Below are 12,253 nucleotides of genomic sequence, written 5' to 3'. Positions count from 1 at the left end.
CGTCCCTGACGACGATCATCGCCCCGTATAGACGGGCTGCCGCCGCGCGGCCCAGGCGCGCAATCCCTCACCGAGGTCATGCGTCGGCACCATGCGCGCGAATTGCTCGCGTTCCATTTCCAACCCTTCGCCGATGCTCTGGTTCAGGCCGCGCGTGACGGCCGTGATGATGCCGGCCACCGCCAGAGGCGAATGACGCAGGATGCGCCGCGCGAGATCATATGCCGCCGGCAGCAACTGATCGTGCGGCACCACCGCATTGACCAAGCCGATCTGCAGGGCATGGGCTGGCGAAAAGCTGTCGCCGGTCAGCAATAGCGCAAGGCTGCGCTTGCGCCCGGCAAGGCGCGGCAGACGCTGCGTTCCGCCGAAGGTCGGCGGCATGCCGAGATTGATTTCCGGCTTGGCGAACAACGCCCGCTCGCTCGCAACGGCCAGATGCACCGCCTCGGTGATCTCGCATCCGCCCCCGAAAGCGAGGCCGTTCACGGCTGCGATGACAGGCTTCGAAAACGCTTCGAGACGCGCCGTCATGGCCTGCCCGCGCCGGACAAAATCGCGAACCGCCCTATTCGGCCCCTGCGCCACGCTTGCCGTGAATTCCGGAATGTCCGCACCGGCCGAGAATGCACGATCTCCCGCACCGGTGAGAATGACGGCGCGAATGTCATCTGTGACCTCGATCTCGTCGAGCAGCGCCATCAGGCGATCGATCAGCGCATAGCTGAGTGCGTTCAGCTTGTCCGGCCTGTTGAGGGTCAGGAGCGCGATTCCGCGATCGACCTCCATGGTGACGATGTCTGGCATATCCGGTCTCCCGCAGGTGAAACTGCCGCAACCCTAAGAGCCAGGCGCCATTGTGTATATTCACTGGTCGGTATACTTGCAGCTTATGGCCAGTCCTGCACCATCGACCCGCGACCGCATTGTCGCCGCAGCCAACAAACTGTTCTACGCCGAGGGCATTCGCGGCGTCAGCGTCGACGCCGTGGCCGACAAGGCCGGCGTCACCAAGCGCACGCTGTATTATCACTTCCAGAGCAAGGACGATCTGATCGCCGCCTATCTGGCGGGGCGGGATCAACCCAATCTCGAACTGTTCAAGCGCTGGTTCGACGAAGCCAGGGGCGGACTGGCTGCGAAGGTGCAGGCGATCTTCGACAATCTCGCCACATCGGCACGTCATCCGAAATGGAAGGGCTGCGGCTTCCTGCGCACCTCGGCCGAACTCGCCAACATGCCCGGTCATCCCGCCATCAAGATCGGCGCGGCGCACAAGAAGAAGTTCGAGGCATGGATGGCAGCCGAACTTACGGCTGCCAAATTGTCCGACGCGGCATTGCTCGCGCGGCAGATCACGCTACTGCTCGATGGATCTTTCGCGACAGTGCTGCTGCACCGCGACCCCGCCTATATGGAAGCTGCGGGGCAGGCAGCAAACGCTTTGCTGAGAGGAGCAAAGCGGAAGAAGTAGCGCTCGCCGAAGAACTCGTCATTCCGGGGCGCACGCGCGCGAAGATGCGAACGTGCCCCGGAATGACAAATTCCTGGCAGCTCAATCACACCGCCAGCGTGCCGGCTTTCGCCGCCGCGTAGCGCTCACCAACCTTGGTCCAGTTCACCGTATTCCACCACGCCTTGAGATAATCAGCGCGGCGGTTCTGGTAGGTCAGATAATAAGCGTGCTCCCAGACGTCGTTGCCCATCAGCGCGCGCTTGCCGTCCATGATCGGATTGTCCTGGTTGGGACGCGTCTCGATCGACAGCTTGCCGTCCTTGTCGACGATCACGAACACCCAGCCCGAGCCGAACTGGCGGCCGCCAGCGGCGTTGAAGTCGGTCTGGAATTTCTCAAGGCCGCCGAGGTCGCGATCGATCGCAGCCAGCACGTCACCTTCGGGCTTGCCGCCATTCGGGCCCATGATCTGCCAGAACATGGTGTGGTTGGCATGGCCGCCGAGATTGTTGCGCACACCGGTGCGGATCGCATCAGGTACGCTGTTGAGATTGCCGAGCACCTCGACCAGCGGCTTCTCGCCGATCACCGGGGTGTCCTTGGCAAAATTGTTCATATTGGCGACATAGGCGGCGTGATGCTTGTCGTGATGGATCTCCATCGTCTTGGCATCGATATGCGGTTCAAACGCCGTGACCGGATAGGTCAGCGGCGGCAGAATGAAGGGCGCATTACCAGCGGCGGGGGTGGCCGGCGCAGCAGCCTGGGCGAAAGCAAGACGGGGCGCGACGGCCGCGGCAGCGATGCCGGTCGCAGCGAGCATGAGATGACGTCGGGACATCGATGCAGAGGTCGTCATGGGGCTTCTCCCTGAGGAATTTGCAGGTGCGTCGGACAGATACGCAATGCATCACTGCCAGTTTCATATGCGGGCATTGTGACGCAGCAGGACATAGCACATCACGTGATGGGGAGGCGGGCTTCTCTTCTTTCTCCCGGCGTCCTCACAAAACATCGCCGCAAACAAAAAGGGCGACCTCTCGGCCGCCCTTTCGCAACTCATTTCTCATTTCGCGTGAGCGAAGATTACTCGGCTGCCGGAGCAGCTTCAGCCTTCTGCTTGGCTTCGAGGTCTTCGCCGGTCTCCTGATCGACAGCCTTCATCGACAAACGCGTCTTGCCGCGATCGTCGAAGCCGAGCAGCTTGACCTTGACCTTGTCGCCTTCCTTGACGACATCGGAGGTCTTCTGCACGCGACCGCCAGCGAGCTGGCTGATGTGAACCAGACCGTCCTTGGCGCCGAAGAAGTTCACGAATGCACCGAACTCCATGACCTTGACCACGGTACCGTCATAGATCGCATTGAGCTCCGGATCCGAAGCAATCGACTTGATCCACTTGATCGCAGCCTTGATCGACTCACCATCGGATGAGGCCACCTTCACGGTGCCGTCGTCTTCGATGTTGACCTTGGCGCCGGTCTTCTCGACGATCTCGCGGATCACCTTGCCGCCGGTGCCGATCACTTCACGGATCTTGTCCGTGGCGATCTTGAAGGTCTCGATGCGCGGCGCGTATTCGCCGAGCTCGGCACGGGCATTGTTCAGCGCCTTCGACATCTCACCGAGAATGTGAATGCGGCCTTCCTTGGCCTGGCCCAGAGCGACCTTCATGATCTCTTCGGTGATGCCGGCGATCTTGATGTCCATCTGCAGCGAGGTGATGCCGGTATCGGTACCTGCCACCTTGAAGTCCATGTCGCCGAGGTGATCTTCATCACCCAGGATGTCCGACAGAACCGCGTAGCGCGAACCTTCGAGGATAAGGCCCATGGCGATACCCGCCGTCGGACGCTTCATCGGAACGCCCGCATCCATCAGTGCCAGCGAAGCGCCGCAGACCGACGCCATCGACGACGAACCGTTGGACTCGGTGATTTCCGACACCACGCGCACCGTGTACGGGAATTCGTGGTGGCCCGGCAGAACCGGATGGATCGCGCGCCAGGCGAGCTTGCCGTGGCCGATTTCGCGACGCTTGGTGCCGCCCATACGACCGGTCTCGCCGACCGAGTAGGGAGGGAAGTTGTAGTGCAGCAGGAACGTCTCTTTGTACGTTCCCGACAGCGAGTCGATGTACTGCTCGTCTTCACCGGTGCCGAGCGTGGTCACGACCAGCGCCTGGGTTTCACCGCGGGTGAACAGCGCTGAACCGTGGGCGCGCGGCAGCACGCCGACTTCAGCAACGATCGGACGAACCGTGGTCAGGTCGCGGCCGTCGATGCGCTTCTTGGTGTCGAGGATGTTCCAGCGAACGATCTTCGATTCCAGTTCCTTGAACACGGCGGCGATGCGGAGCTTGTCGTATTTCGGCTCCTGGCCTTCCGGGAAGTAATGCGCGATCGCCTTGGCCTTGACGTTGGCGACGGCGGCATAGCGGTCCTGCTTCACAGGGATCGCGTAGGCAGCGCGCAGCTCGGACTCGACGAGACCGAGCATTTCCTTCTCGATTTCGCTGTCATCGATGGTCTTGACCTCGCGCGGCTCCTTGGCGGCCTTCTCGGCGAGTTCGATGATCGCCTTGATGACCGGCTGGAAATGGCGGTGACCGAACATCACGGCGCCGAGCATCACGTCTTCGTTGAGCTCCTTGGCTTCCGATTCCACCATCAGCACGGCGTCGGCGGTGCCGGCGACGACGAGGTCGAGATTGGTGTCGGCCATTTCGTCGAGGGTCGGGTTGAGGACGTATTCATCATTGATGAAGCCGACGCGGGCCGCACCGATCGGGCCCTGGAACGGGGCGCCGGAAATCGTCAGCGCAGCCGAAGTGGCGACGAGAGCGAGAATGTCCGGATCGTTTTCCATGTCGTGCGACAGCACGGTGACGACGATCTGGGTTTCGTTGCGCCAGCCGTCGACGAACAGCGGGCGGATCGGACGGTCGATCAGGCGGGAGACCAGCGTCTCCTTCTCGGTCGGACGACCTTCGCGCTTGAAATAGCCACCGGGAATGCGGCCGGCTGCGTAGGTCTTCTCGATGTAGTCGACGGTCAGCGGCAGGAAGTCGATGCCGTCCTTGGCAGCCTTCGCGGCGACGACGGTGGCGATAACAACGGTCTCGCCATAGGTGGCGATGACGGCGCCGTCAGCCTGACGGGCAACCTTGCCGGTTTCCAGCTTGAGCGGACGACCGCCCCAATCGATCTCGACGGAGTGAACATTAAACATCTTAGGTTTCTTTCATGGGTTCACGGAGAACGTGACGGCCAAAAACACAAAAGCCATGCGCAAGACGGCAAGAGGCTGTCCGCGAAGCCGCGAAATCAGCGTCCGGCGATCCTGCCATGGCTCTCGTATTCTTCTGAATGGCGTCCATCCTTCCGATGGTCGCGGGGATCTTTGAAGGATCGCGCCGCGCGACGGGCACCTTGCCCGTCATCGTCCAGTTGCCGGATTGCTTCTGAACGTTATCGCGAAAGCCACACATGGCTTCCGCTACAAAAAACGCGCGCAAGAAGCTTGCGCGCGTGAATTCGCTTAACGGCGAATGTTGTGCTTTTCGAGCAGCGCCTTGTAGCGCGCCTCGTCCTTGCGCTTGATGTAGTCAAGCAGCGAGCGACGGGTCGAGACCAGCTTCAGAAGACCACGACGGGAATGGTTGTCCTTGGTGTGGGTCTTGAAGTGGCCGGTCAGGTTGTTGATGCGTTCCGAGAGGATCGCAACCTGGACTTCCGGCGAACCAGTGTCGCCGGCCTTGTTGGCATTGGTCTTGATGACTTCCGCTTTGCGTTCTGCGGTAATCGACATCGTCAGTTACTTTCTTTGCGAGCCGAACTGGCGGTCAGTCCGGTCAGGTTAAACACGCGCTTGGGGATGAGTTCGCCATTGCCAACTTCAGCGAGGGCCAATAACCGCCCTGCCACCGTGACATAAACTGTGCCGCTACAATCGGGCGCATCCCGTCCGCGCAACAAAACGGCCTGGCCCCGATGGAGCCTTGCCGCATCCGCCCGTGTGACGGCCAGTGCCGGGATGTCGTCCAGCGCGGTCTCAACGGGCAGTAGCGCGTCGGCGAGGCTGCCCTCGCCAGACGCGGCTCTATCGCACAAAGCCTCCAACTGTTCCAGCGGAATCATGTCGGCTTCGGCGAAAGGTCCGACCAGGGTGCGACGGAGCGCACTGATATGGCCGTAGCAGCCGAGCAAACGGCCGATATCGCGGGCCAGCGCGCGCACATAGGTGCCCTTGCCGCACTCGGCCTCGAACACGGCATGGTCGTTATCTGGCTGTTCCGTAAGGATTAATTCATGAATCACGACCGGCCGGGGAACCAGCGGCACCACCTCGCCGTCGCGAGCGAGGTCATAGGCGCGCTCGCCCTGAATCTTGATCGCCGAGTATTGCGGCGGGGTCTGCTCGATATTGCCGGTAAATTGCGGCAGCAGCGCCCGGATCTGGTCGGCCGTTGGCCTATTCGGGCTGGTGAAGGTCACCCGCCCCTCGGTGTCGTCGGTATCGCGCTCCTCGCCCCAGGCCACCGTGAAGCGGTAGCGCTTGCGGCCGTCCATCACGAACGGAACCGTCTTGGTGGCTTCGCCCAGCGCGATCGGCAGGCCGCCGGAGGCCAGCGGATCCAGGGTCCCGGCATGGCCGGCGCGCTTGGCCTGGAACAGGCGCTTGGCGACCGCGACCGCCTGGGTGGAGGTCATGCCGATCGGCTTGTCGAGGATCACCCAGCCGTGGACGTCGCGCTTGTCGCGCCGGACCTGGCCCTGCTGACGCTGCTTGCCGCCCTGATGGCGCGGGTCATTGTTGCCACGCGGATTGCCGTCACGCTGGACGTTCTGGGCGCCGTAGTCCTGCTCCCTCCCCCCTTGCGGGGGAGGGCCGGGGAGGGGGGTAACCGCGGGCGACGGCGTGTGTGGCACACCCCCCTCCCGGCGCTGCGCGCCACCCTCCCCCGCAAGGGGGGAGGGGTCCAAAACATGAGCGGCTTTTGTCGTGGTCGCGTTCATCAATTTTCGTCCGAGTCTGGTTTGAGGTCGCGCGCAACGGCAGGCGTGCGCAGAAGTTTGTCGATGCGCTCGGCTTCGTCGAAGCGCTCATCGATGCGGAAGCGGAGATCGGGGGCGTATTTGAGGTTCACGCGATGCGCGGCCTCGGTTCGCAGGAAGCTCTTGTTCGCCGCGAGCGCCTTCAGCACCGGTTCGGTGTTCTGGCCGCCGAGCGGCATCACATAGACGGTGGCGAGCTTGAGATCGGGCGACATCTTCACCTCGGGCACGGTGATGATGGTGGTCTGCAGCACGGGATCGTGGACTCCACCCTGCGACAGGATATCGGCAATCGCGTGGCGCATTAGTTCGCCAACGCGCAACTGACGCTGCGAGCCGCCCGGCGTCGCGGACTTCTGGTGATGCTTGGGCATCGGTTTCCCTGTCAAAAACAACATACGTCATGGCCGGAATTGTTCCCGGCCATTCACGTTTTCAACGACTGAAATTCAAAGACGTGGATGCCCGGCCATCTAGCGAAGCTGGCTTCGCGCAGGCCGGGCATGACATCTCGTTAAATCCGGTCTCTCTGTAAGATTTGGACTTACAGGGAGCGCTGGATGGTCTCTACGCGGTAACACTCGATCACGTCGCCGGCGCGCATGTCGCCGTAGTTCTCGAACGCCATGCCGCATTCCTGGCCTGACGCCACTTCCTTCACTTCGTCCTTGAAGCGCTTCAGTGTCGACAGCTTGCCTTCGTGCACAACGACGTTGTCGCGGATCAGGCGCACATTCGCGCCGCGTTCCACGGTTCCGTCGGTGACGCGGCAACCCGCAACCTTGCCGACCTTGGAGATGTTGAACACTTCCAGGATCTGCGCATTGCCCAGCATGGTTTCGCGCAGCGTCGGCGCGAGCAGGCCGGACATGGCCTTCTTCACGTCATCCACGAGGTCGTAGATGATGTTGTAGTAGCGGATTTCGATGCCGTTGCGCTTGGCAGCGGCAGCAGCTTCCTTGTTGGCACGAACCGAGAAGCCGATGATGGCGGCGTTGAAGCCTTCCGCCAGCGTGACGTCCGATTCCGAAATGCCGCCGACGCCCGCATGGAGAATGCGCGCAGCGACTTCGTCGGTGCCGAGCTTCTCGAGCGAGCCGAGAATGGCTTCGAGCGAACCCTGCACGTCGGCCTTGATGATCAGCGGGAAGTCCTTGCGACCCGAGGTCTTCAGCTGGCTCATCATCTGCTCGAGCGAGCCACGCATGCCGGAGGCGGAGGCAGCGGACTTCTCGCGCTTCTGATGCGCGCGATAGCTGGTGATTTCGCGGGCGCGGGCTTCGTTCTCGACCACAGCCATACGATCGCCAGCTTCCGGCGGGCCGTTGAAACCGAGCACTTCGACCGGCACCGACGGACCTGCTTCGGTCAGCGTCTCGCCCTGATCGGAGATCAGCGCGCGGACACGGCCCATTTCTGCACCGGCCACGATGATGTCGCCAACACGCAGGGTGCCGCGCTGAACCAGCACGGTTGCCACCGGACCACGGCCACGATCGAGCTTGGCTTCGATCACGGTACCTTCCGCCGGACGTTCCGAATTGGTCTTCAGGTCGAGAATATCGGCCTGCAGCGCGATCATTTCGAGCAGCTTGTCGAGATTGGTCTTGTTCTTCGCGGACACTTCGACGTCAACGACATCGCCGCCGAAGGATTCGACCTGCACGTCATGCTGCAAGAGCTCGGTACGCACGCGCTCCGGCTTGGCATCGGGCTTGTCGATCTTGTTGATCGCCACGATGATCGGCACGCCGGCAGCCTTGGCGTGGTTGATGGCTTCGACGGTCTGCGGCATGACGCCGTCATCGGCCGCCACCACCAGGATGACGATATCCGTGACCTTGGCGCCGCGGGCGCGCATCGCGGTGAACGCAGCGTGGCCGGGCGTATCGATGAAGGTGATCTTCTTGCCGCTCTCGGGCGACATGACCTGATAAGCACCGATATGCTGGGTGATGCCGCCGGCTTCGCCGGACACCACATTGGCATGGCGCAGTGCGTCAAGCAGCGAGGTCTTGCCGTGGTCGACGTGGCCCATGACGGTCACGACCGGCGAACGCGGCTCGGTATCGGTGGAATCGTCGACAACGTCGAACAGACCTTCTTCGACGTCCGATTCGGCAACGCGCTTGACCGTGTGGCCCATTTCTTCCGCCACCAGCTGCGCGGTGTCGGCGTCGATGACGTCGTTGATCTTGTGGATCGCGCCCTGCTTCATCAGCAGGCGGATCACGTCCACGGCGCGCTCGGCCATACGGTTGGCGAGTTCCTGAATCGTGATCGCTTCCGGGATCGTGACTTCACGAACCAGCTTTTCCTTCGGCTCGTTCGACTGATGACCCTTCAGGCGCTGGGTGCGGCGACGGAACGAGGCGATCGAACGCTCACGCACGTCGTCGGCCGACAGCGCGGTGACGACCGTGAGACGGCCGCGCTGCTTCTGCGGTCCGGGCTTGGCGGTCGGCTTCGGTGCGATGACCGGACGCGCGGCACCACCGGGACCACGGCGAACCGTACGCGGACCTTCATCCTCGTCGGAACCATCGGCAGCGACACCGGGCGCACGTGCGGGCGCAGCGGCAGTCGTCGCGGGACGAGCCGTCGTCGCGGCCGGCTTGGCGGCCTTCGCATCGGCTTCAGCCTGACGGCGCTTGGCCTCGACTTCGGCGCGGCGCTTGGCTTCCTCTTCCTGACGGTGACGCTCTTCCTCGGCCTTGCGACGGGCTTCGGCGGCTTCACGCTCTTCCTGTTCCTTGAATTCCTTGGTGTTGCGGCGGGCAGCCTCGAGTTCGGCGAGACGACGCTCTTCCTGCTCGCGCACGCGGGCATCGGCCAGCGCGCTGGCGCGGGCATTGCGCTCTTCCTCGGTCAGGGTGCGGAGCACGACGCCCGAACCCGAACGGGCCGGCGGCTGCGGGCGCTGCGGCGCGCGCGACGGCGCTGCGGGTGCCGGGGCTGAGCTGCGTCCTGCGGGAGAAGGTGCAGCAGTACGGGGAGCCGGTGCAGGCGCAGCAGCGCGCGCAACCGGCGCCGCGGGCGCAGCAGTTGCAGCGGGAGCAGCCGGCGCAGCAGCAACGGGAGCAGGTGCAGCAGTTTCGACAGGCGCGGGAGCAGCAGCCGGTGCCGGAGCGGCAGCGGGCGCAGCAGCCGGCGCATCGCCGGGCATGCGGCGCTTGCCGCGCTTCTCGACCACGACCTGCTTGGTGCGGCCATGGCTGAAGCTCTGACGCACAGTGCCCTGCTCGACGCGCGGCTTGAGCGTCAAGGTCTTGCTGGGAACGCTCAGAGTCTTGTCGCCAGGCGTTTTCGTATCAACCATTCAGCAGTCCTAATCTTGTTGCGTTGTGCGCGGTCGCACAGTCGTCGAAGTTTCGATCAGCGAGATCGTTGGTGTCAGCGGCGCCGGTTCCGGCGCAGCGGTTGTCAGCAAAGCTTTGGCGCTTGCGTTGATGTCGTCGTCGGCCAGCCGGTATTGGACCAGAGTCTGGCTGCGTGACAGGAACGTTTTGCCCGCCGGGCCCGTAAGCACGGCAGCATGTATCACATTTGACCGCCCCAATGCCAAATCCAATTCATCGGAGCTCAAAACCGTAATAATCGGCATTTGTCGCGCGTCATCGCCGGATTCCGCATCAAATTCCACGCGTTGGCGGGCAATGCCGTCGAGTTTGCGGATTCCGTCGGCGGCGCCGTCGGAGGCATGGAGCAGAACACCTACCGTTCCGCGGCGCAGGGCATCCTCGACCTTGGTGAAGCCGGAAACCACCTGACCGGCCTTGGCGGTCATGGCCAGCGCCTCGATGACGCCGCGCACCATGAGCTTGTCGGTGTCGTCGGCCAGGGTTGGCGACGATTTAACGGCTTTCTTGAAGCCCTTGGCGAAAAGATTGCGCTTGGCGGCCTCAGCGACCGCCTTGCGGGAAGCCGTGACCCAGAGGCCGCGGCCGGGAAGCTTGCGCTTCAGATCGGGAATCGCCTCGCCCGTGGGCGCGACGACGAACCGGATCAGATCGTCGATCGGGCGCACACTCCGCGTGACCACGCACATCCGCATCGTCCCGGGCTTGGTGCTCCGGGGGCCGTTGTCCAGATCTGCTTGGTCAGCAATGGCGAGCATGCGCGTGGCATTGTCCTTACGCTTCTTCGGTGGCGTCGAGCACGGCACCCTTGTCGAGATCGGCCTGGGTGATCCAGCCGGCCACGACGCGGGCCTGCATGATCAGCTGCTCGGCGTCTTCGCGCGAAATCTCGCTGGCATCGAGAACGCCCGGGTGCTTGACCGGCTCGGAGCCTTCCTTGCGCTCGGTCCAGCCGACGAGATCGTCAGTGGCACAGCCGGCGAGATCCTCGACGGTCTTGATGTCGTTTTCGCCGAACTTGACCATCATCTTGAGGGTCACGCCCGGAACGTCCTTCAAAGCGTCTTCCACACCCAGTTCCTTACGTTTGCCTTCGAGTTCAGCTTCGAGCTGCTCGAGGTATTCACGTGCACGGCTCTGCAATTCGGCCGCTGTTTCGTCGTCGAAGCCCTCGATGCTGGCCAGTTCCTTGGCATCGACCATCGAAAGCTCTTCCACCGAGGTGAAACCTTCCGACGCGAGCAACTGACCGACGACTTCGTCGACGTTCAACGCTTCCATGAAGACGCGCGTGGAATTTTCGAAATCGGCCTGGCGACGTTCGGATTCTTCCTGCTCGGTCAGGATGTCGATATCCCAGCCGGTCAGCTGCGAAGCCAGGCGCACATTCTGGCCGCGACGACCGATCGCAAGGGATAGCTGGTTATTCGTGTCGGGAACGACAACCTCGATGCGCTCACGATCTTCATCGATCACGACTTTCGAGACTTCCGCCGGCGCCAGCGCGTTCACCACGAAAGTGGCGATATCCGGCGACCACGGAATGATGTCGATCTTTTCGCCCTGCAGCTCATTGACCACGGCCTGCACGCGGGAACCACGCATACCGACGCAGGCACCGACCGGATCCACCGACGAGTCGCGCGAGATCACGCCAATCTTCGCACGCGAACCGGGATCGCGGGCCACAGCCTTGATCTCGACGATACCGTCATAGATTTCAGGCACTTCCTGCGCGAACAGCTTGGCCATGAATTGCGGATGGGTACGCGACAGGAAGATCTGCGGACCGCGGGTCTCGCGGCGCACGTCGAACACATAGGCGCGAACGCGGTCGCCGTTGCGGAACACTTCGCGCGGCAGCATCTCGTCGCGGCGCACGATGGCTTCGCTGCGGCCGAGATCGACGATCACCGAACCGTATTCGACGCGCTTGACGATGCCGTTGACGATCTCGCCGATGCGATCCTTGAATTCCTGGTACTGCCGGTCACGCTCGGCTTCGCGCACCTTCTGCACGATGACCTGCTTGGCGGACTGCGCAGCGATACGGCCGTATTCCAGCGGCGGCAGCGTGTCGGCGATGGTGTCGCCGATCTGCGCACCCGGATTGGCGCGCTGCGCATCGTGCAGCGAAATCTGGAAAGACGAATTCTCGACGTCCTCGACAACCAGCATGTGGCGGGTCAGCGAGAGCTGGCCGGTCTTGGGATGAATCTCGGCATGCACGTCGGTTTCGGAGCCGTAACGGGCACGGGCCGCTTTCGCGATCGCCTCTTCCATCGCCTGGATGACGATGTTGCGGTCGATCGATTTTTCGCGCGCGACGGCGTCGGCGATCTGCAGCAGTTCGAGTTTATTGGCGCTGACAGCGGCCATGG

Annotated in this window: 10 protein-coding genes; 1 reads left to right on the top strand and 9 read right to left on the bottom strand. The window is 62.9% G+C overall.

Going from position 1 to position 12,253, the window contains the following annotated elements:
- Positions 1 to 15 precede the first annotated feature (15 nt).
- Positions 16 to 807 (bottom strand): crotonase/enoyl-CoA hydratase family protein, encoded by a 792-nt coding sequence (locus AB8A27_RS25940; RefSeq protein ID WP_441244354.1) that lies wholly within the window; start codon positions 805 to 807, stop codon positions 16 to 18.
- An 85-nt stretch (positions 808 to 892) separates the two neighbouring features.
- Between AB8A27_RS25940 and AB8A27_RS25935 the strand changes: the two genes are divergently transcribed.
- Positions 893 to 1,474 carry a TetR/AcrR family transcriptional regulator gene (locus AB8A27_RS25935; RefSeq protein WP_441244353.1) on the top strand — a complete coding sequence of 194 codons (582 nt, stop codon included), beginning with the start codon at positions 893 to 895 and terminating at the stop codon, positions 1,472 to 1,474.
- Positions 1,475 to 1,559: 85 nt separating this feature from the next.
- On the opposite strand, the gene AB8A27_RS25930 is transcribed toward AB8A27_RS25935, so the two are convergent.
- The 8 genes from AB8A27_RS25930 to nusA form a co-directional block, all read right to left on the bottom strand.
- Complete coding sequence (locus AB8A27_RS25930) at positions 1,560 to 2,315, bottom strand: superoxide dismutase (protein WP_439095462.1); 756 nt, start codon at positions 2,313 to 2,315, stop codon at positions 1,560 to 1,562.
- A 227-nt stretch (positions 2,316 to 2,542) separates the two neighbouring features.
- A complete protein-coding gene (gene pnp / locus AB8A27_RS25925; RefSeq protein WP_441244352.1) occupies positions 2,543 to 4,687 on the bottom strand; it encodes a polyribonucleotide nucleotidyltransferase in 2,145 nt (714 codons plus the stop codon).
- 309 nt (positions 4,688 to 4,996) lie between these two features.
- A complete protein-coding gene (rpsO, locus tag AB8A27_RS25920; protein ID WP_441244351.1) occupies positions 4,997 to 5,266 on the bottom strand; it encodes a 30S ribosomal protein S15 in 270 nt (89 codons plus the stop codon).
- A gap of 2 nt (positions 5,267 to 5,268) precedes the next feature.
- Positions 5,269 to 6,387, bottom strand: coding sequence for a tRNA pseudouridine(55) synthase TruB (gene truB / locus AB8A27_RS25915; RefSeq protein WP_441244350.1), 1,119 nt, complete (start codon positions 6,385 to 6,387; stop codon positions 5,269 to 5,271).
- 86 nt (positions 6,388 to 6,473) lie between these two features.
- Positions 6,474 to 6,887 carry a 30S ribosome-binding factor RbfA gene (gene rbfA / locus AB8A27_RS25910; RefSeq protein ID WP_441244349.1) on the bottom strand — a complete coding sequence of 138 codons (414 nt, stop codon included), beginning with the start codon at positions 6,885 to 6,887 and terminating at the stop codon, positions 6,474 to 6,476.
- Positions 6,888 to 7,057: 170 nt separating this feature from the next.
- Positions 7,058 to 9,832, bottom strand: a complete 2,775-nt coding sequence (infB, locus tag AB8A27_RS25905) for a translation initiation factor IF-2 (protein WP_441244348.1) — start codon at positions 9,830 to 9,832, stop codon at positions 7,058 to 7,060.
- Positions 9,833 to 9,841: 9 nt separating this feature from the next.
- Positions 9,842 to 10,630 (bottom strand): RNA-binding protein, encoded by a 789-nt coding sequence (locus AB8A27_RS25900; RefSeq protein ID WP_441244347.1) that lies wholly within the window; start codon positions 10,628 to 10,630, stop codon positions 9,842 to 9,844.
- A 16-nt stretch (positions 10,631 to 10,646) separates the two neighbouring features.
- Positions 10,647 to 12,251, bottom strand: a complete 1,605-nt coding sequence (nusA, locus tag AB8A27_RS25895) for a transcription termination factor NusA (RefSeq protein ID WP_441244346.1) — start codon at positions 12,249 to 12,251, stop codon at positions 10,647 to 10,649.
- Positions 12,252 to 12,253 lie beyond the last annotated feature (2 nt).

Source organism: Tardiphaga sp. 768_D3_N2_1 (assembly GCF_052076105.1).
Classification (GTDB): Bacteria; Pseudomonadota; Alphaproteobacteria; order Rhizobiales; family Xanthobacteraceae; genus Tardiphaga.
This window is presented reverse-complemented; position numbering and strand designations above follow the sequence as displayed.

Bases quoted from the DNA above. Each gene is read 5' to 3' on its own strand.
- infB (WP_441244348.1), bottom strand. From the start codon at position 9,832: ATGGTTGATACGAAAACGCCTGGCGACAAGACTCTGAGCGTTCCCAGC.
- AB8A27_RS25930 (WP_439095462.1), bottom strand. From the start codon at position 2,315: ATGACGACCTCTGCATCGATGTCCCGACGTCATCTCATGCTCGCTGCG.
- AB8A27_RS25940 (WP_441244354.1), bottom strand. From the start codon at position 807: ATGCCAGACATCGTCACCATGGAGGTCGATCGCGGAATCGCGCTCCTG.
- rbfA (WP_441244349.1), bottom strand. From the start codon at position 6,887: ATGCCCAAGCATCACCAGAAGTCCGCGACGCCGGGCGGCTCGCAGCGT.
- rpsO (WP_441244351.1), bottom strand. From the start codon at position 5,266: ATGTCGATTACCGCAGAACGCAAAGCGGAAGTCATCAAGACCAATGCC.
- AB8A27_RS25900 (WP_441244347.1), bottom strand. From the start codon at position 10,630: ATGCTCGCCATTGCTGACCAAGCAGATCTGGACAACGGCCCCCGGAGC.
- pnp (WP_441244352.1), bottom strand. From the start codon at position 4,687: ATGTTTAATGTTCACTCCGTCGAGATCGATTGGGGCGGTCGTCCGCTC.
- nusA (WP_441244346.1), bottom strand. From the start codon at position 12,251: ATGGCCGCTGTCAGCGCCAATAAACTCGAACTGCTGCAGATCGCCGAC.
- AB8A27_RS25935 (WP_441244353.1), top strand. From the start codon at position 893: ATGGCCAGTCCTGCACCATCGACCCGCGACCGCATTGTCGCCGCAGCC.